The sequence below is a fragment of the Gemmatimonadaceae bacterium genome (assembly GCA_019637355.1).
Taxonomy (GTDB): Bacteria; Gemmatimonadota; Gemmatimonadetes; order Gemmatimonadales; family Gemmatimonadaceae; genus Pseudogemmatithrix.
The window spans coordinates 1,455,018-1,473,004 of sequence record JAHBVT010000001.1 but is presented as its reverse complement, the minus strand read 5'-3'; the positions used below and the strand labels follow the sequence as shown (position 1 = coordinate 1,473,004).

Here is a 17,987-nt window from a genome sequence, read left to right as displayed (position 1 = left end):
GCGTCGCCCTAGGTCGCGGCACCCGGATCGTCGCTGCCGCGTCGTACCACCGCCTGCCAACTGAGCCACACGAGCGTCGAGTACAGCAGCGCGGTCACGCCGCCGTGGATGGCCACGGCACTGACGGCGTCCGCACCCAGCCGACGGGCGAGCGCGAAGCCGCCGCTGGTGAACACAAGCCGGAACACGTCCCACAGCAACTGCCGCCGCTGGAAGCGCAGGACCACCAGCGTGTGCGCCATCGGAATCGCGACCATCTGGGCGGCCAGCGCGAGCCCCTGCCAGCGGACCATCCGACCGGCGTCGGTCCATACCGACCCGAAGCCCAGCGAAAAACCAATCGGACCGAGTGCAATCAGGACGATGGCAATGACGGCGGCAAGCTTGGCAAGCCGGAGCGCCACCTCGCGGAAGAGCGCGGGCATCTCGGCTGGCGCATTGCGCGAGCGCGCCGCGAGGTCGGCGAGGTACACCTGCCCTGCGGAGTCGCCAATCAGGCCGATCGGAATGCCGATGACTCGCTGCCCGACGACGTAGAGCCCCGCAGCTGCAGCACCCCACCAGTAGGTCAGCAGGAAGACCGGAATCCACTGTCCGAGCATATTCACCAGATGCGAGGGCGTGGCCACCAGCACAAAGGCTCGCTGCGCGCCCAGCGCCCCCGCAATCCGCGCCGCCGTGATGGCGCGAAAGCGCGCCTGCTCGCGCCGCCAGATGATGCCCGCCATTGCCAGGATGCTCGCTAGGCGCCCAAGTGCCTCGCCGATGACCAGCGGAATCGCGGAGGCCCGGATGAGCAGCGCGTGCAGGAGTTGCCACACACTTGTGCCGACGGCGCGCACCACGCGCTGATGCACCAGCGCCGGGAACTCGCGGTACCGCAAACACCAGCCCGAGAGCACGTCGGTGACGCCGACTCCAACAATGCTGATCGGGATCCACCACAGCAGCGGCGCTGCGTCGGGTGCTCCAAGGGTCCCTGCCAGCGGCGATCCGAGCGCCCAGACGAGCCCAAGCGCGACGGCGCCGGACACTGCGGTGGCGCTGAGTCCAGCCGCCACGACGTCCAGGGCGGCATCGTCGTCGCGTGGCACCGGAACCGCAAGTCCCAGCCGCCACGAGGCAGCCCCCCCCACAGTGCCGAGTACCGCGAGATAGATGCCGAAGCTGCCGAACGCCTCGGGTCCGAGGAGGCGGCCGAGCAGTGGCGCGACGGCCAATGCCAGCAGTTGGCCCAACGCGGTGGAGCCCATCAAGCGAGCTTCCGGCCCACGCTCGCTGGCGAACGGGGCGCGCAGGCGCGACGCACTCATCGGACGACGCGGTCGTAGAGCGCGCGATACCCCGCACACACGACACTCGGCGCGAAGCGGTCGAGCATCACCGAGCGCGCGGCCGCGCCCCAGCCGTCCACCGCAGCGGGGTCGGCGTGTACGCGGGCCATCGCCGCGGCAAGCTCCCGCACATCACCGCTCTTGACGAGAATGCCTCCCCACGATGCGTCCACCACATCCGGCAGGCCACCGGAGCGGTAGGCGATGACTGGCGTGCGGGCGAGCTGGGCCTCCACCGCGACCAGGCCGAGCCCCTCGTTCACCGAAGGCATCACGACCGCCTGCGCCCGGCGGTACAGCGCCGGGAGCGCCGACCGATCGAGGTGCCCGTGCCAATGCACCCGCATATCCACGCCGAGCTCACGCGCGCGCGCCTGGAGCGCCTCGCGGTCTTCCCCAGCGCCGACGACGTCGAGGCTCGTGGCGGCCGGCGCCCAGGACAGTGCCTCGAGCAGGTCCCGCACTCCCTTCTGCGCGTTGAGCCGTCCGACGAAGAGAAAGCGGCCGGGAACGCGGGTGACGCTCTCGGACGTGAACAGTGCGGTATCCACCGGCATCGGCGCGACGCGGAAGTCCGTGGTCGGCGCGATCGCGCGCGCCTCACCGGCAAGCCAGCTCGACACCACCGTCACGGCCGACGAACGCGCCATCACGCGCCGGAAGAACGGATGCGAGAGCTTCAGCTTGCGCGCCAGTCGCACGTCCGAGCCGTGCATCGTCGTCACGAGCGGGCGCTCGCTGTCGGCGCCGATGGCCAGCAGGCCCGAGGGGAACCACCAGTGCGCGTGGACCACATCGGGGTCGAAGTCCTCGATGGCCCGGCGGACGGCCATCGTGCCGGCGGTGAGCATCCCGAGCATCGCGCCCGTCCCGCTCAACGACCCGAGCACCTGCTCGGCCATCGTGCCGGTGTAGGCCAACGACTCCATCCCCGCCGGCGCGTAGCGATAGCGACGGATTTCCACGCCCTCGAGCGCTTCGCGCGGCGGCAGCTTGGGCCCGCTGGGAGCGAGGACCCGCACCGTGCAGCCCCCGGCCTGCAGCCCGAGCGCCAGCCGGTGCAAGAACGACCCTGCCCCGTCCGTGGCGTGCCGCGGGTAGGCGTGCGTGACGAAGAGGACGCGTCGAGCGCTCATCGCTCCGTGTCGGAGCGCAGGGCGTCGAGGCGCCGACGCAGCTCCCGCTGCTCGGCGCGCGTGACGGCGACCTGCTCGCCCAGCAACCCAGTCGCGAAGAAGATCGAGCCGAGCAGCAGGCAGGTCTGGATCAAGGTCCAGATCCAGCGCAGACCGATGCCCTGCACCAGCAGCACGATGAGCGCGGCGACGCCGGCGAGCACGCCAACGGCGAACAGCGCGGCGCCCAGCATCCCGAACGCGAGCAAGGGCTTCTGGCCGAAGCGCAGCTCGAACCACACAGCCAGCATATCCAGCACGCCAATCGGAATGCGGCTGAGCCCGAACTTGCTCTTGCCCGCGCTGCGTGGGTACAGCGGGACGGGGATCTCGCTCACGCTGTAGCCCTGCGCGTGCGCAAGCACGATCATATACCGATGCCAGTCCGGGCGGGCCGGCTGGTCGGCCATTATCTCGCGACGATAGGCCTTCACGTTGTTGAGGTCGCGCACGGGCACGTCGAAGAGCGCGCGCGAGAGGCCGTTGTAGATGCGTGAGACGAAGGCCTTCTCGTAGTGTCCCTGCTTGAAGCCGGTGACCATATCGGACTGACCGTCCAGGATGGGCTGCACCAGGCGCGGGATGTCCTCGGGCTTGAACTGCAGGTCCGCGGGATAGAACACCAGGATGCGACCGCGGGATGCGAGGTAGCCGCTGCGCAGGGCTTCGGCGATGCCACGCTGGGCGCGGTGCCGCACGCTCCGCAGCCAAGGATACTTGGCGCCCAGCGCGGCGAGCAGCGCCGGCGTGCCGTCGGTGCTGCCGTCGTCCACGACGATTACTTCGTAGGGGGCGGCTGCGGCGCGGATCATCGCGTCGCAGAGCTCGAGGAAGGTCGGGAGGTTCTCGGCCTCGTCCTTGGCGGGGACGAGCACGGAGACCTGCGGGGCGGCGGTGGGAGTGGTCATCGGGGGGTCAGAGCCGCTTGCGCATCTGCGCCTTGAGGATGCCGAGTTCGTCGCGGTATTTGGCGACGGTGCGGCGGGCGATCTGCAGTCCGTCCGCCGCGAGCCGCTTGACGATGGCGTCGTCGGTGAGGGGCTGCCGGGGATCTTCGGCCGCCACCAGCTTCTGGATGGTGGCCTTCACGCTCCGCGAGGAGACGTCCTCGCCGTCCGTGCTCTTGAGGCCGGCGGAGAAGAAGCCCTTGAGCGGTAGCACGCCGCGGGGGGTCTGCGCGTACTTCTCGTTGGTGACGCGCGAGACCGTGGACTCGTGCATCCCGATGGCGTCCGCCACCTCGCGCAGCGTGAGCGGCCGCAGGCCCTTTTCGCCCTTCTCAAAGAACTCGCGCTGCCGGTCGACGATGAAGTGCATCACCTTGAGCATCGTCTGGCGGCGCTGCTCGATGGCCTGGATCAGCCACTGGGCCGCGCTCAGCCGGCTGGTGATGAATTCCTTGTGCTCGGCGTCGAAGCGCTTCTTGTCACGCGCGATGTCCTGGTACGACTTCGACAGGCGCAGGCGCGGCAGGTTGTGATCGTTGGTGAACACGAGATACTCACCGTCCACCTTCTCGACGATGAGATCCGGTACCACGTAGTTCCCGTCACCCTCGGCGAAGGCGCGCCCGGGCTTGGGGTTGAGCCTGGCCAGCGCATCGGCCGCGGCCTGTGCCTCGCTGGGGCTGCAGCCCAGCTTCCGGCCGACATCCGCCCACTTGTGCGCAATCAGCTCGGCGAAGCATTCGTGGACCATCCGCGCCGCCAGCGTGCCCTCGAGCCCGGCCGCGGGCAGCTGCAGCGTGAGGCATTCCTGCAGCGTCCGCGCCGCGATGCCGGCAGGGTCCAATCCCTGCACGATGCCCAGCATCCGCTCGGCGTCGGCTGGCGTGAAGAGCGGGATCTCGCGCTCCTCGTCCTCGGCCTCGGCGGCGCGGAGCACCACGTCGTTGATGCCGCGCAGGATCTCGTCGAGGTCGGCCGCGAGGTAGCCGTCCTCGTTGATGTTGCCGATGAACTCCTCGGCCAGCAGGCGGTCGCGGTCGGAGAGGTCGAGCAGCGCGATCTGGTCGCGCAGGTGATCGTCGAGGCCGCGAGACTCCACCGTGACCGGCTCGTAGGGCTCGCGGTCGTCGCGCGGCTCCGGCATTCCGCCGGACTCCATCCCGTCGAGGAGAATCTCTTCCCAACGGGAATCGTCCTCGCGCTCCTCCTTCGGCAGGCCTTCCTCGGGCTCCGGCTCGACGCTCTGCGACTCGGCCAGCTCGACGCTCGGACTCTCGACGATCTCTTCCTCTTCTTCGTCGATGAGCTCGAGGAAGGGATTCTCCTGCAGTTCCGCCTTGAGATGCTGCTGCAGGTCAAGCAAGGGCATATACAGCATATCCATCGCTTGGTACAGGCGCGGGTTGGCCCGCAGTTCCTGTCCCAGTCGCGCGGATTGCTGCATTCCTCCCTTCATCCGCCGTCCGTGAAGCGGGCGCGCAGTCGCGCCGTCAGCGTCGGCCCGAAGTACACGGTCGAGACCGTGTCGTCGAAGATCAACTCGCGGACCGGGCCAGCCACCTTCACCTGACCCTCGAACATAATGTACGCCCGGTCTACGATGTCCAGCGTCTGCTCCACGTTGTGGTCCGAGATCAGCACGCCGATGCCGCGGTCGCGCAGCGAGGCGACGATGCCTTGGATGTCGTTCACGGCGATGGGATCGACGCCGGCGAAGGGCTCGTCGAGCATAATGAACTTCGGCGTGGTCACCAGCGCCCGGGTGATCTCGAGGCGGCGGCGTTCGCCGCCAGAGAGCGCGAAGGCCTTGCTGAGGCGCAGGTGCTTGATCTTGAGCTCGTCGAGCAGCGTCTCGAGGCGATGCTCGCGCTCCTGGCGCGACAGCGGCAGCGTCTCGAGGATGGCGAGGATGTTCTCCTCCACCGTGAGCTTGCGGAAGATCGACGGCTCCTGCGAGAGGTAGCCGATGCCGCGACGCGCACGCTTGAACATCGGCATCCGCGTGATGTCCTCGCCGTCGAGCAGGATGCTCCCGGCTGCGGGCGGGATGAGACCGGCGACCATATAGAACGTCGTCGTCTTGCCGGCGCCGTTGGGGCCAAGCAGTCCGACAATCTCACCCTGGCGCAGTTCCAGCGAGACGTCGTTCACGACGTGGCGCTTCTTGTAGGTCTTCACCAGGCCGGTGGCCGCGAGGACGCTCCCGCCTTCGATGGGGCCGGTGTGGCGACGCACGCGCGCGCTGGGGTGTTCCCCTGTCTCCTGGAGCGCCGCGAGCAGCGCGTTGCGGTCTGCTTGGAACGCCGCCAACGCCTCACCGGCGAGGCTGATGTGCGTGGCCGAGACCCGTACGACGCCAGCAGCCGAAAGCCGTGGCACCACCGTGCCCGTCAGGTGTGTACGCACCTCGTCCACGCTGAGGCGGCCGGCTTCAGACTGGACGTCACGCCCTTCCGCCTCGAGCGCCTTGAGGTAGTCGTCGCGGTAGCTCACCACGATGTCGTGCAGGGTCGCCGCACCCCCGGCGTCTGCGTTCTGCGCCAGCGCCAGGAGGCAGAGCGCTTCCGAACGGTCGCCCGCCGTCAGCCGCATCACGAGATCGTGGCTCACGGGCGCCTCCCGCGCGCAGGCCTCGCCGCGGTCGCCGCGGTATCGGTCGTGGCCGGCTCCAGATAGAGCCCCGAGGCTCGCTCGCTCACGATCACGCTGGACATCTCCCCGTCGGCGAACTGGACCTTGATGACCCGTCCGCGGTTGTAGCTGAGGCTGGGCGCACCGCGCGTCCCGCCCGCCGGTGCCAGTTGATAGAACGCCCGCGCATTCCCAATGGCCTCCACATCGCGCATCCGTGTCTGCGATGCACCGAGCGAGTCCACGATGGCCTCGAAACGGGCAATCAGTGTGTCCCCGACAATCCAGTCGCGTTCGCTGGTGATGATCTGCAGGCTGTCGGGATCGGAGAAGGCCACCGCCGAACCGACGGCGTGCAGCGCCTCGAGGCGCTGGCCCGGCATCCGCAGGTCCATCGAATCCGCCTCGATGAGCTGCGGCCCGCCCTCGGCCTTGGCGCGGCCGCCCCAGGAGAAGATGCGGGCGATCTGCTGCTCCTCGAAACGCAGGTCGATCGAATCGCTGGTCATCGTCATCGAGTCGCTGACCGCTCGGGCGTCACCCGAAGCCAGCACGCGCTGCAGCTCCCGCTCCCGCGACCAGACTTCGATGAGGACGCCATCGAGTTCGAAGGGACGTTCGCCCTTGCCGACGATGCGCGGTTCGCGAATGAAGCGCACGAACTCGATGCCGTTGTCCACGAACGCCGAGTCCGAGGTGGCCCGCATATCCTCGCGGTCGAGCACCACGCGCCCGCTGGCGTAGAGCAGCGAATCGTTCTGCGAGCGCACGAAGTCGGCGGTGAGGTCGGTGGAATCGCTGCCCGCTCCGGGTGCGCCTCCGCCCTCGGTGGGGCTCATCCGCACGAAGGGCCGCCCGGTCGCGATCCAGAAGTTCTCCTCGCGGAATCCGGGCTTGGCGCGGTAGTAGTCCATCTTGGGGCCGTTGAACCGCGTGCCCGAGGCGGTCACGCCGCGCACGTTGCCTTCCGCGATCAGTCGTTCCTCGACCGTGTAGTAGATCATCCGATCGGAGTTGATGGTCACTCGCGGCTCGGTGTAGCGCACGTTGTGGAAGAGGATCAGCACGCCGGTTTCGGCGTAGTGCTCGGCGCTGTCGGCCAACAGACGATTCCCCTGCCCTTCGCAGGTGGCATCCACCGCTCCGCCCACAAAGGTGTTGCGCGCGCCTGACGGCAGCTCGACCGAGCGCATCCGCGTAATGCGCGGGCCGCTCTCAACGCCGGTGAGCAAGAGCGAGCACGGGCGCGAATCCTGTGCGGTCGCGCCCGACGGCGCCCCCGCCGCAGCGAGAGCGAGTAGCAGCAGCAGGCGACGCATCACGGCGACAACCGCACCGTCCCGCCGCGCCCGCGATCCACGCGGAGCACGGTCACGACTTCGAGGTTCGGGTCGGCGCGGAAGCCGACGCCCCGCATCTCCTTGCCATCGGGTTCGGTGAGCACGAAGGCCGAATCCGAATAGAGCTGGTTCTGCAGGTTCTCGAAGCGCAGCATCGGCGACTTGAGCACGCGGCCGTCCACTGACGTGACGATGACGTTGCCGTAGGCCTCGAGCACTTGGGCGCGCGAATCGTAGTGGGCGCGATCGGCGGTCATCGTGCCGTCGCGCGAGCCTTGGGCGTTGAAGAACACGCCCTGCACGACGCGCATCGCAATCCGCGTGTTCTGCTGCAGGAAGAGCGTGGTGTCCGCGAAGATCTCGGCGCGCAGCATTCCCGCGTCGGTGAGCACCGTGCGGGAGTTGAACGCGACCTGGTCGGCGGAGTCGAGCAGGCCGCCGTCGCCCAGCGTACCGAGCTGCGTCTCGTTCTTGGAGCAAGCCGCCGCGAGGACAGTCGCCACGGCCAGGAGCAGTACGGCACGGCGCATCAGGCGGCCCCCGCGCGCATCAGGTCGTGCAGGTGCACGATGCCGACCACGCGCCCGTCGGCGTCCAGCGCCGGCAGCGCAATCACGCCAAACTGCTCCATCGTGTGCACGGCGGCACTGCCGAGCGCGTCGGCGTCCACGGTGTGCGGGCGGCGCGTCATCACGTCGCCGACGCGGATGCCCATCACATCGCCGTCGCGCTGCATCAGGCGGGTGAGGTCGCCGGTGGTGAGCAAGCCGGCGAGCTGCCCGTCGCCCTCGAGCACAACCGCGAGGCCGCGTTGCTTGGCCAGCACGACGATGGCGGCGCGCATAGTGGCGTCGGCGTCCAGCGTCGGCAGCGGCTCCGGCACCATCACGTCGCGAACCCGGAGCAACAGCTTGCGCCCGAGCGCCCCGCCCGGATGAAACTTGGCGAAGTCCTCGCGGCGAAAGCCCTTCTCCTCCAGCAAGGCCACCGCCAGCGCATCGCCGAGCGCGAGGGCCAGTGTGGTGCTCGTCGTCGGCGCCAGATCGTGCGGGCAAGCCTCCTCGCGCACGAAGCCATCGAGCGCCACGCGGCTGTTGCGGGCCAGCGTGGACTCGCGGTTGCCGGTGATGGCGATGCAAGGCACGCCGAGGCGCGTGAGTTGCTCGAGCAAGGGCAGCAGCTCCTGCGTCTCACCGCTCTTGGAGAGCAGCACGGCCACGTCCTGGTCGCTGACGATGCCGAGGTCGCCGTGCACGCTCTCGGTGGGGTGCAGGAAGTACGCCGGCGTGCCGGTCGAGGTCATCGTCGCGGCGATCTTGCGCGCGATCAGCCCGCTCTTGCCGATGCCCGCCACGATCACGCGGCCCTTGGCCTGCTGGATCAGCCGCACGGCCTCGGCGAAGGCGTCATCGAGCCGCGCAGCGGCCTCGCCGACGGCATCACGCTCCAGCTCGAGCACGCGCTTGCCGCGCGCGACGATCCGTGCCGACTCGCTCATCGCTCCTCCGAGCGGCTCGCGACGTAGCGCTCGACCTGCGTGTCCCACTCGCCGCGCGCGCGCAGGAGCAGTTCGCAGAACTCACGCACCGCGCCGGCGCCGCCGCTGCGCGTCAGGCTGACCTTGGCCACGCGGACGGCATCAGGCGAGGCGTTGCCCACCGCGACGGGTAACCCGACCAGGCGCATCACGCCGATGTCCGGGAGATCGTCGCCCACGAAGGCGACTTCGCTCCAGTCGAGGCCGCGGCGCTGCAGGATGCGACGCAGCGCCGGGACCTTGCGGGCCTGGTTGTCTTGCACGACGTCGTCCACCGCGAGCTCTGCCGCGCGAAGGGCGACGCTCTCGGATTCGCGACCGGTGATGATCGCCGTGAGGATTCCAGCCTGCTGCAGCATCTTGATGCCCAATCCGTCCTGGATGTCGTAGCGCTTGAGTTCGACCCGCTTCCCGGCGCTGTCCCCAAGGACGATGCCGCCGTCCGTGAGTACCCCGTCGACGTCGAAACAGACGAGCCGGATCCGGGCCGCCAGCGCGGCATCCAGGTGCGACCCCGCCGGACCGCCTCCGAGGCCGAGGATCATCCCTGCGCCAGCTCCCAGAACGCCACCGCCTTGCGGATGACGCCCTCGAGTTGGTCGAGCGGCAGCATATTCGGCCCGTCGCTCGGCGCTGAGTCCGGCGTCGGGTGCGTTTCCAGGAACAGCCCGTCCGCACCGGCGGCGCAGGCGGCATAGGTCAGTGCCGGGATGTGCTCCCGAAGCCCGCCGCTGGCCCCGCCCTGCCCCTTGCCGGGCTGCTGCACCGAGTGCGTGCCGTCGAAGATCACGGGCACACCGGTCGCCTCACGCATCCGACGGAAGGCCCGCATATCCACGACCAGGTCGCCGTAGCCGAAGAAGGTCCCGCGTTCCGTCACCGCCACGTCGCAGTGCCCCTCGCGGGTCACGAGGCCCTCCGGATTCGCGTCGAGCACCTTCTTCACCGCCCCCGCCATCCCCTCGGGATGCAGGAACTGGCCCTTCTTGACGTTCACGGCTAGGCCCGTCGCCCCGGCGGCCTCGAGCAGGTCGGTCTGCCGGCAGAGGAACGCCGGAATCTGCAGCACGTCCACCGCCTGCCCAGCCAGTACGCAGTGCTCGGGAAGGTGCACGTCGGTGAGCACGGGCAGTCCGGTGCGCTCGCGCACGCGCTGCAATGCGCGCAGTCCCTCCTCGATGCCCGGGCCGCGAAAGGCGCCGGCATTGGAGCGGTTCGCTTTGTCGAAGCTGGCCTTGAAGATCACGCCGCCGGGCAGGAGTTGGGCCAGTTCGGCGAGGCGATCGGCGACCGCGAACAGTATGTCGTCGTTCTCGATGACGCAGGGCCCGGCGATCAGGAACAGCCGGTCCTTAGGGAACGTCGCGCGGTGCGGCATCGGGCTCAGTTCGCCTCGGCGAGGGCCGCGCCACGCGCCGCGGCCGGCGCCGCCGAGGCTCGCTTGGCCGCCGACGCGACGAACGCCGAGAACAGCGGATGCGGACGCGTCGGGCGCGACTTCAGCTCCGGATGGAACTGGCAGGCCACGAAGTGCGGATGGTCCACCAGCTCGATCATCTCCACGAGCGAGCCGTCGGGCGAGAGCCCCGCGAGGCGCATCCCCGCCTGCTGGAACTGCTCGCGGTACTGGTTGCTCACCTCGTAGCGATGGCGGTGGCGCTCGCTGATCTCCGGCTGCCCATAGATCTCCGCCGCCCTCGAGCCCGGCTTGAGCCGGCAGAGGTACGAGCCCAGACGCATCGTGCCGCCCATATCCTTCACGCCCTGCTGACTTTCGAGCAAGGCGATGACCGGGTGCGAACACTCCGGCGCGAACTCGCTGGAGTTGGAATCGTCCAGCTTGCAGACGTTGCGCGCGAACTCGATGATCGCCACCTGCATCCCGAGACAGATGCCAAAGAACGGCGTGCCCGTCTCGCGCGCCGCGCGGATGGCCTCGACCATCCCTTCCACACCACGCACGCCGAAGCCGCCGGGAACCAGCAGGCCGTCGAAGCCCGCGACGAGCTCCTTGGCGCGGGCGGCATCCGTGAACAGGTCACTCGAGGTCCAGGCGATGTCCACGCCCACGTCGTTCGCGATGCCGCCGTGGACCAGCGCCTCCTGCACGCTCTTGTACGAGTCCACGTAGTCGGTGTACTTGCCGACCACCCCGATGCGTACGCGACGCGCCGGCGCAATCACGCGCTGCACCATCGCCTGCCACTTGGAGATGTCCGGCGTCGGTGAATCGATGCCCAGCTTGCGGCAGACGAGGTCGTCCAGCCCCTGCTCGCGGAAGGCCAGCGGGATCTGGTAGATGGTCTTCACGTCGCGGCTCTCGACCACCGCGCCGAACTCGACGTTGCAGAACAGCGCGATCTTGCGCTTCACGTCCTCGGCCAGCGGGCGCTCGGTGCGGCAGATGAGCACGTCGGGCTGGATACCGATCTCCATCAGGTCGCGCACGGAGTGCTGCGTCGGCTTGGTCTTCACCTCGCCTGCGGCGGCGATGAACGGCACCAGCGTGAGGTGCACGAAGAGCGTGTTCTCGCGCCCCACGTCGTGGCGGAATTGGCGGATGGCTTCGAGGAACGGCAGCGACTCGATGTCGCCCACGGTGCCGCCGATCTCCACGATTACCACATCGTTGTCCGGCGCCACGCGGCGCACCGCGGACTTGATCTCGTCGGTGATGTGCGGAATCACCTGCACCGTCGAGCCCAAGTACTCGCCGCGGCGCTCCTTCGTGATGACGTTGGAGTAGATCCGCCCCGTCGTGATGTTGTTCGCCTGCGTCAGCGACCGGTCGAGGAATCGCTCGTAGTGCCCGAGGTCCAGGTCCGTCTCGGCGCCGTCGTCGGTCACGAACACCTCGCCGTGCTGGAACGGCGACATCGTGCCCGGGTCCACGTTGAGGTAGGGGTCGAGCTTCATCATCGTCACGCGCAGGCCGCGTTCGACGAGCAGGCGGCCCAGCGAGGCGGCCGCGATGCCCTTGCCGAGCGACGAGACGACGCCCCCGGTCACGAAGATGTACTTGGCGGACGAATGCGAAGAAGTCGGGGTCATCAGGTCATCCGGCGTGGAGGGCCGACCAGTGCGCATTGGCGCTCTCCAGGTCGTCCTCGGTGTTCACTTCGCCCCAGGACGGGGCATCGACGATCGCGACGCCCATCGCCATTCCGGCGGCGAGTGCGCGCAGTTGTTCAAGCTTCTCGACCAACTCCAACGGGTGCGGCGGCAGCGACACCCAGCGCGCGAGCGCTTCGCGCCGCGCGGCATAGATGCCCATATGCTGCAGGATCAGTCCGTCCCGCATCGGCGCGTCCGCCGCCTCGCGCAGGAATGGAATCGGTGCGCGCGAGAAGTACAGCGCACGGCCGTCGTCGGCCCGCACGACCTTCACGCAGTTGGCGTCCGCGAGAATGGCCCCGTCCCGCTTGCCGGCAGCCGTGCCCAGCTCGAAGCCGCGCTCGCGCACCATCGCAATCGCCCCGGCCATCGCATCGCCGCGCATAAAGGGCTCGTCGCCCTGCACATTTACGATGATGTCGTGGGCCGTAAACTCAGGCCTGGCAGCGACTTCAGCCACTCGGTCCGTGCCCGACGGGTGTGCCTCGGAGGTCAGAACAGCCCGCCCGCCGGCCTCGCGGACGATCTTGGCGACTTCCTCGGACTCCGTCGCGACAACGACTTCGTCCGCCAGTTTGAGTGACTCGACCCGTTGCAGTACGCGCAGCACCAGCGGAGTGCCGGCCAAGAGCCGGAGGGGCTTGCGGGGGAGCCGAGTGGCCCCGAGTCGAGCGGGGATGACGGCCAGGATGCTCATCTCAGCACCTCCCGGCGGGCGGCGGCCGTAGCAAAATCCACGCCAGAGGAATCTATGGACGGGGATTTGAGGGACAAGAGGGTATCACAAATCCTTGTCCCTCCGTGCTTTCCACGGCCCGCCGAGGCTACGGAAACGCTGGATCAACTCGCATCCGCACCGCCCGCTCGACGTCGTCCTCGTCCCGCTGGAGCCCCCAGACCCAATTGCCGCGCGCTCGGTTGAAGCTGGTCCGCGGCGGGAACTTCACTCGGCCCAGCAGCCTGCCCTCCGGCGAGAACACGTCGTACACGACCGGGTCGCGCGTCGTAAGGCGCACCGGCGGCGGCGTGACCCCCGACGGCACTGGCGGGAGCTCGGCCTCAGGGATCGGTTCCCCTGCCGTGCTCAGGCGCACCCAGATGCGCCCATCCTCGGCCACCTCGAGCCCCGTGTACGCCGGCTTGGTGGACGGAATGCCAGGGCCGGTCCACGACCACGACGGATTCACGCCCTTCATCATCCGTTCGATCTGCGCACGGCGCTCCGAGCTTTCGATTGCCTGCACTGGCACCGGCGTGTGCTCGCGCTCGACGCGCGTCGGCTTGCCGTTCGGTGGCAGCAGATAGATCACGTACGGGTTGCCGGGACCGCTCACCAGCCCGCCACGGTGCCCGACGCGCACCGCGGTGCCGGGCATAAATGGCGGCGACGTGCGGGTCATCATCCGGCCGTCGGGGCTCGCGGCCTGAAGGAACGGAGGCACGCCCGGCGACCAGCGGGGATACACCAGCGTGTCGAGCACAGTGCCCACGCTATCGCTGCGGATGAGGCCCGAGGTGGACGGGATGCCGTTCGCCTCGTCGCCGCGGTCGATGATGGTCCAGCGGTACACGAAGCCGGACGCGTCGGTGTGGAGGCCGTTTGAGGTGAACCATCCCCCCATCGAGAGCGTCCACGAGTTCAGGAAGCTGCCGTCGGCCGCGTAGCGGGTCAGCCGCGTGTTGTTGCCGTCCCAGATCACGAGCTGACCGTTGGGGAGGCGGACCAAGCCGTTCAGTTGCTGGTACTCGCCCGGCCCCGAGCCCTTTGCCCCCACAGTGCGCAGGTACTTCCCCTCCCCGTCGTAGATGCGGATGAGACCGCTCGTATTGTGGGCGTCGTAGACTACGAGGCCCCCACCTGGGCCCTCGAGCACGGCCCCCACGCGCCCGAACGTGTACTCCTCCTCGCCGTCGGTCTCGCCGACGGCCAGCTCCGTCACCAGCGTGCGGACGAGGTCGTCCGGCACCGGACCGGTGATGCGCACCTGGATCGTGTCGCCCGTGCTGTCCACCGCGGTCTGCCACGGCATATCGGAGATCTCGCGTCCGCTATCCGAGACGCCGCAGGCGCTCGCGGCCGCGACGAGGGCCAACCCAGCGATCCACTTCTGCATCAGGTGACTCCTGCGAGGGTGAGGAAGTTCTGCAGCATCCGCTTGCCTGCCGCCGTGCCGATGGACTCCGGGTGGAACTGCACCCCGTACACCGGATGCTCGCGGTGGCGCAACGCGTGGATCTCCGTGGGGTCGTCGCTGGCCGTCGCCGTGACTTCCAGCGACGCCGGCAACGACTGGTGCTTCACGACGAGCGAGTGGTAGCGCATCACTTCGGCCGGCGAGTCGATGCCGGCGAAGAGCCCGCTGCCGTCGTGCCGGATCCGTGAGGTCTTGCCGTGCATCACGCCGCGTGGGGCGCGGATGACCTCGCCGCCATACGCCTCGCCGATTGCTTGATGGCCCAGGCAGACACCGAGCATCGGAATCGTTTCACCGAACCGCCGGATGACGGGTACCGTGACGCCCGCGTCGGCCGGGGTGCCGGGGCCAGGCCCGAGCACGATGGCCTGCGGGCGCATCGAGGCAACCTCGTCCAGCGTTACCTGGTCGTTCCGCACCACGTGCAGCTCGGCGCCAAACTCGCCCAGGTACTGGACGAGGTTGTAGGTAAAGGAGTCGTAATTGTCGAGGACGAGGAGCATTACTGAACAGACACCTCTGGCGCGCGAAAAGTTGTCAGCCCCGCGGATGAAACTGCCGGTGCACCTGCCGCAGGTGCTCCCGGTCCACGTGCGTGTACAGCTGCGTGGTCGAAATGTCGGCGTGCCCAAGCATCTCCTGCACCGCTCGCAGGTCCGCGCCGCCCTCCAAGAGGTGCGTCGCGAAGGAATGTCGCAAGGTATGCGGCGTCACGGGCTTCGTCAGCCCGCTGCGCTCCACGATCTTCTTGAGCGTCAGCCAGGCCGTCATCCGCTGCAACGGGCGACCGCGCGAGTTCAGGAACAGTCGGTTCTGCCCCTTCCCTTGCTCCAGGCGCGGCCGCAGTTCGCGCAGGTACATCGCCACCGCCCCGGCTGCCTTGCGCCCGATCGGCACCAGCCGCTCCTTGCCGCCCTTGCCGAATACGCGCACCACCAGCTCGTCGAGCATCACGTCCTTCACCTCGAGCGAGCACCACTCGCTCACGCGCAGGCCGGCGCCGTAGGCCAGCTCGAGCAAGGCCCGGTCGCGGAACGCCAAGTCGTCGTCGAGCGAGACGGCATCGATGAGCCGCTCGACCTCCTGCACCGTCAGCACGTCGGGTAGGCGCCGCCAGCCGCGCGGACTCTCCAACTTCTCGCTGGGGTCGGCCTTTACCACGCCCTCGGCCAGCAGGAAGCGGTACCAGGTGCGCAGCGCCGAGATGCGGCGCTTGATGGTCGTCGCGGCCCGCCCTTGATCCTTCTGCGAGTAGACCCATTCGCGGAGGTGTGCCGCCTCGAGGGCGGGCGCGCCGGTCACGCGATGGCGCTCGGTCGCCCAGGCCGCCAGCAGGCCGACGTCGCGCAGGTAGGCTTCGCGCGTGCGCGCGCTGGAGCCGAGTTCAAGCTCCAGGTACTCGGCGAAGCGCTCCAGCAGGAAGCGCCGCGAGATGTCGTCAGGGATGGCGGGGGCCTTGGTGCGGCTCACCCGCAAAATCTACTGCGGCGGCAGCCGCCGGCGACGGCGCCAGAGCACCCAACCGACGATGCCGAGGATCACGGCGAGGCCCAGCGCGCCGAGTCCGGCGCCTTGCGCGAACTGCTGCATCCCGGCCTTCACGCCTTCCCAATCGCGGCCGAGGCGCATCGCGATCCACACCAGCACGCTGTACCACATCAGCGAGGACACCCACATAATGCCGAGCGTCTCCCACAGCGGCACCCGCATCGCGCCGGCGGCGATCGGCACCATAGCCCGCACGCCGGGGATGAAACGGCTAAGAAACAGCGCCACCCAGCCGTACTGCCGGTAGGCGTCCTCGATGCGGTGCTCGGCGCGTTCGGCCTTCAGCTCGCTCTTGGCAAGACCGAGCCGCCCCAGCTGGTGTGTCAGCCACTCGGCGCCAAAGCTCTTGCCGATCCACCAGAGCACCGAGGCGCCGCCGACGCTGCCCGTCGTGATGATCAGCGTCGTCGGCAACCAGAGTCCGCCGGCGCGCGCCGAGAGAAAGGCGAGAAAGGCCGCTGCGACGTCGCCGGGAATGGGAGGGAGTGCGCCTTCCAAGAAGGCCAGCACCCCCATCACCACGTACATAGAGCCGACGCTGAGCCCTTCGAGCCGGTCGAGCACCGGCTGGAATGCGGAGAGGCTAGGCAGCACGGACCAGAGTGGCGACCGCGATTGTCGCGATCCCCTCCCCCCGGCCGATCCACCCCATACTCTCGTTGGTCTTGCCCTTGACCATCACGTCGGCGGCGGGGATGCCGAGTGCGGCGCCGAGCTTTTCGCGGATGGCGTCGCGGTGCGGCCCGATCTTCGGGAACTCCGCGATGACGGTCAGGTCGGCCTGTGCGCAGGCCCAACCGGCGGCGCGGACGCGCGCCACGGCCAGGCGGAGCATCTCGAGGCTGTCGCGGCCGGCATTCTCTGCCTTCGTGTCCGGAAACATCTCGCCTATGTCCCCGAGGCCAGCGCCGCCCAGGATGGCGTCGGTGAGGGCGTGGCAGACGGCATCGGCGTCGGAATGACCGGTGCAGCGCACGGTGGCGGGAATCAACACGCCGCCGAGTAGCACGCCGTGACCCTCCACGAAGCGGTGCGAGTCGTAGCCGATGCCAACTCGCACGGGCGTGGTCACGCGCCCACCAGTTCGGGCGCGGCGTCGAGCAGCGAGTAGTCCTGCTTGCGCTTGCGCGGCGTGAACCCGGCTTCGCGGATCAGCGTCTCCATCTCCTCGATCGTCGTGCGGTGCGTCGTGTTGGCCGCCGAGACGACGTTCTCCTCGAGCATCAGCGAACCGAAGTCGTTGCAGCCGTAGTGCAGCGCCGTCTGGCCGACTTTCATCCCCATCGTCACCCAACTGGCCTGGATGTTGGGGATGTTGTCGAGCACCGTGCGCGCGAAGGCCGTGGTGCGGAGATACTCCACCGCGTCGGTCTTCGGCATATGGCTCATCTCGGGCGTATTCTCCGGCTGCAGCGGCCAGCAAATGAACGCGGTGAAGCCGTTGGTGCGCTTCTGCACCTCCTTCAGGCGCAGCAGGTGCTCGACACGCTCGGCCTTCGTCTCGCCGATGCCGTACATCATCGTGCACGAGGTCCTGAGGCCTTCCTGATGGGCGATCTCCATCACCTCGAGCCAACGGTCGGCGCCAGCCTTCTTCTTGGCCACGTTGTCACGCACGCGCTGCACGAGGATCTCGCCGCCACCGCCGGGGATCGAATCCAGGCCGGCCTTCACCAGCTCCTGGATGACCGTGCGGGCGTCCATTCGGTACAGCGTCGCCCAGAAGTCCACCTCGCTGGGGCTGAAGCCGTGCACGTGGATGGGGTGGTGGCGCTTGATGTACTTGAGCAGCTCGAGATACCACTCGAACGGGATGTACGGGTTGTGCCCGCCCTGGATGAGGATCTGCACGCCGCCAAGCGCCTTCACCTCGTCGATCTTGGCGCCGATCTCCTCGTAGGACAGCGTCCAGCCCTCGGCATCCTTGGGCCGCCGGTAGAACGCACAGAAGCCACAGTCGGCCACGCAGACGTTCGTGTAGTTGATGTTGCGGTCCACGATGTACGTGACGATCGGCTCGGGGTGCAGCCGGGTGCGCACCGCGTTGGCGGCGGCGCCGAGCTCGAGGAGGGGAGAGCGCTCGTAGTAATCGAGAAGGTCGGTATGTTCAGACATTTCCGAGTTGGGCCCTTGACGGATGACGGATGACGGATGCTAATGCGGACT

The 17,987-nt window shown here is 68.5% G+C and carries 18 protein-coding genes; all 18 read right to left on the bottom strand.

Annotated elements, in window-relative coordinates; translation table 11 throughout:
• Window positions 1–8: 8 nt before the first annotated feature.
• The gene (locus KF689_06755) at window positions 9–1,313 is read right to left on the bottom strand and encodes an oligosaccharide flippase family protein (GenBank protein ID MBX3133072.1); all 1,305 of its coding nucleotides are present in this window, start codon (window positions 1,311–1,313) and stop codon (window positions 9–11) included.
• Window positions 1,310–2,470, bottom strand: coding sequence for a glycosyltransferase (locus tag KF689_06750; GenBank protein MBX3133071.1), 1,161 nt, complete (start codon window positions 2,468–2,470; stop codon window positions 1,310–1,312). Before KF689_06750 ends, KF689_06755 begins: the two co-directional genes overlap by 4 nt.
• Window positions 2,467–3,417 (bottom strand): glycosyltransferase family 2 protein, encoded by a 951-nt coding sequence (locus KF689_06745; protein ID MBX3133070.1) that lies wholly within the window; start codon window positions 3,415–3,417, stop codon window positions 2,467–2,469. Before KF689_06745 ends, KF689_06750 begins: the two co-directional genes overlap by 4 nt.
• Window positions 3,418–3,424: 7 nt before the next feature.
• Window positions 3,425–4,900: an RNA polymerase factor sigma-54 gene (gene rpoN, locus KF689_06740; GenBank protein MBX3133069.1), complete on the bottom strand. Its 1,476-nt coding sequence runs from the start codon at window positions 4,898–4,900 to the stop codon at window positions 3,425–3,427.
• Between the two features lie 8 nt (window positions 4,901–4,908).
• Entirely contained in the window at window positions 4,909–5,691 is a 783-nt protein-coding gene (lptB, locus tag KF689_06735) for an LPS export ABC transporter ATP-binding protein (protein ID MBX3133068.1), read from the bottom strand.
• 371 nt (window positions 5,692–6,062) lie between these two features.
• A complete protein-coding gene (locus tag KF689_06730; GenBank protein ID MBX3133067.1) occupies window positions 6,063–7,406 on the bottom strand; it encodes a hypothetical protein in 1,344 nt (447 codons plus the stop codon).
• The gene (gene lptC, locus KF689_06725; GenBank protein ID MBX3133066.1) at window positions 7,406–7,957 is read right to left on the bottom strand and encodes an LPS export ABC transporter periplasmic protein LptC; all 552 of its coding nucleotides are present in this window, start codon (window positions 7,955–7,957) and stop codon (window positions 7,406–7,408) included. Before lptC ends, KF689_06730 begins: the two co-directional genes overlap by 1 nt.
• Window positions 7,957–8,925 (bottom strand): KpsF/GutQ family sugar-phosphate isomerase, encoded by a 969-nt coding sequence (locus KF689_06720; GenBank protein ID MBX3133065.1) that lies wholly within the window; start codon window positions 8,923–8,925, stop codon window positions 7,957–7,959. Before KF689_06720 ends, lptC begins: the two co-directional genes overlap by 1 nt.
• The gene (locus KF689_06715) at window positions 8,922–9,509 is read right to left on the bottom strand and encodes an HAD-IIIA family hydrolase (protein ID MBX3133064.1); all 588 of its coding nucleotides are present in this window, start codon (window positions 9,507–9,509) and stop codon (window positions 8,922–8,924) included. The genes KF689_06720 and KF689_06715 overlap by 4 nt, the downstream gene beginning before the upstream one ends.
• Window positions 9,506–10,342, bottom strand: coding sequence for a 3-deoxy-8-phosphooctulonate synthase (gene kdsA / locus KF689_06710; protein MBX3133063.1), 837 nt, complete (start codon window positions 10,340–10,342; stop codon window positions 9,506–9,508). Before kdsA ends, KF689_06715 begins: the two co-directional genes overlap by 4 nt.
• A gap of 5 nt (window positions 10,343–10,347) precedes the next feature.
• Entirely contained in the window at window positions 10,348–12,015 is a 1,668-nt protein-coding gene (locus KF689_06705) for a CTP synthase (protein MBX3133062.1), read from the bottom strand.
• A 4-nt stretch (window positions 12,016–12,019) separates the two neighbouring features.
• Complete coding sequence (gene kdsB / locus KF689_06700) at window positions 12,020–12,775, bottom strand: 3-deoxy-manno-octulosonate cytidylyltransferase (GenBank protein MBX3133061.1); 756 nt, start codon at window positions 12,773–12,775, stop codon at window positions 12,020–12,022.
• Window positions 12,776–12,902: 127 nt separating this feature from the next.
• A complete protein-coding gene (locus KF689_06695; protein MBX3133060.1) occupies window positions 12,903–14,192 on the bottom strand; it encodes a 6-bladed beta-propeller in 1,290 nt (429 codons plus the stop codon).
• Window positions 14,192–14,776: an aminodeoxychorismate/anthranilate synthase component II gene (locus KF689_06690; GenBank protein MBX3133059.1), complete on the bottom strand. Its 585-nt coding sequence runs from the start codon at window positions 14,774–14,776 to the stop codon at window positions 14,192–14,194. The genes KF689_06695 and KF689_06690 overlap by 1 nt, the downstream gene beginning before the upstream one ends.
• A gap of 34 nt (window positions 14,777–14,810) precedes the next feature.
• Entirely contained in the window at window positions 14,811–15,752 is a 942-nt protein-coding gene (gene xerD / locus KF689_06685) for a site-specific tyrosine recombinase XerD (GenBank protein ID MBX3133058.1), read from the bottom strand.
• Entirely contained in the window at window positions 15,753–16,415 is a 663-nt protein-coding gene (locus KF689_06680) for a DedA family protein (GenBank protein MBX3133057.1), read from the bottom strand.
• Window positions 16,405–16,893: a 2-C-methyl-D-erythritol 2,4-cyclodiphosphate synthase gene (gene ispF, locus KF689_06675; GenBank protein ID MBX3133056.1), complete on the bottom strand. Its 489-nt coding sequence runs from the start codon at window positions 16,891–16,893 to the stop codon at window positions 16,405–16,407. Before ispF ends, KF689_06680 begins: the two co-directional genes overlap by 11 nt.
• Window positions 16,890–17,936 carry a dehypoxanthine futalosine cyclase gene (mqnC, locus tag KF689_06670; GenBank protein ID MBX3133055.1) on the bottom strand — a complete coding sequence of 349 codons (1,047 nt, stop codon included), beginning with the start codon at window positions 17,934–17,936 and terminating at the stop codon, window positions 16,890–16,892. The genes ispF and mqnC overlap by 4 nt, the downstream gene beginning before the upstream one ends.
• Window positions 17,937–17,987: the final 51 nt, after the last annotated feature.

Coding starts and splice junctions, on each gene's coding strand:
- KF689_06755 (MBX3133072.1), bottom strand. CDS start 1,313: ATGAGTGCGTCGCGCCTGCGCGCCCCGTTCGCCAGCGAGCGTGGGCCG.
- KF689_06750 (MBX3133071.1), bottom strand. CDS start 2,470: ATGAGCGCTCGACGCGTCCTCTTCGTCACGCACGCCTACCCGCGGCAC.
- KF689_06745 (MBX3133070.1), bottom strand. CDS start 3,417: ATGACCACTCCCACCGCCGCCCCGCAGGTCTCCGTGCTCGTCCCCGCC.
- rpoN (MBX3133069.1), bottom strand. CDS start 4,900: ATGCAGCAATCCGCGCGACTGGGACAGGAACTGCGGGCCAACCCGCGC.
- KF689_06730 (MBX3133067.1), bottom strand. CDS start 7,406: ATGCGTCGCCTGCTGCTGCTACTCGCTCTCGCTGCGGCGGGGGCGCCG.
- lptC (MBX3133066.1), bottom strand. CDS start 7,957: ATGCGCCGTGCCGTACTGCTCCTGGCCGTGGCGACTGTCCTCGCGGCG.
- KF689_06720 (MBX3133065.1), bottom strand. CDS start 8,925: ATGAGCGAGTCGGCACGGATCGTCGCGCGCGGCAAGCGCGTGCTCGAG.
- KF689_06715 (MBX3133064.1), bottom strand. CDS start 9,509: ATGATCCTCGGCCTCGGAGGCGGTCCGGCGGGGTCGCACCTGGATGCC.
- kdsA (MBX3133063.1), bottom strand. CDS start 10,342: ATGCCGCACCGCGCGACGTTCCCTAAGGACCGGCTGTTCCTGATCGCC.
- KF689_06705 (MBX3133062.1), bottom strand. CDS start 12,015: ATGACCCCGACTTCTTCGCATTCGTCCGCCAAGTACATCTTCGTGACC.
- kdsB (MBX3133061.1), bottom strand. CDS start 12,775: ATGAGCATCCTGGCCGTCATCCCCGCTCGACTCGGGGCCACTCGGCTC.
- KF689_06695 (MBX3133060.1), bottom strand. CDS start 14,192: ATGCAGAAGTGGATCGCTGGGTTGGCCCTCGTCGCGGCCGCGAGCGCC.
- KF689_06690 (MBX3133059.1), bottom strand. CDS start 14,776: ATGCTCCTCGTCCTCGACAATTACGACTCCTTTACCTACAACCTCGTC.
- mqnC (MBX3133055.1), bottom strand. CDS start 17,936: ATGTCTGAACATACCGACCTTCTCGATTACTACGAGCGCTCTCCCCTC.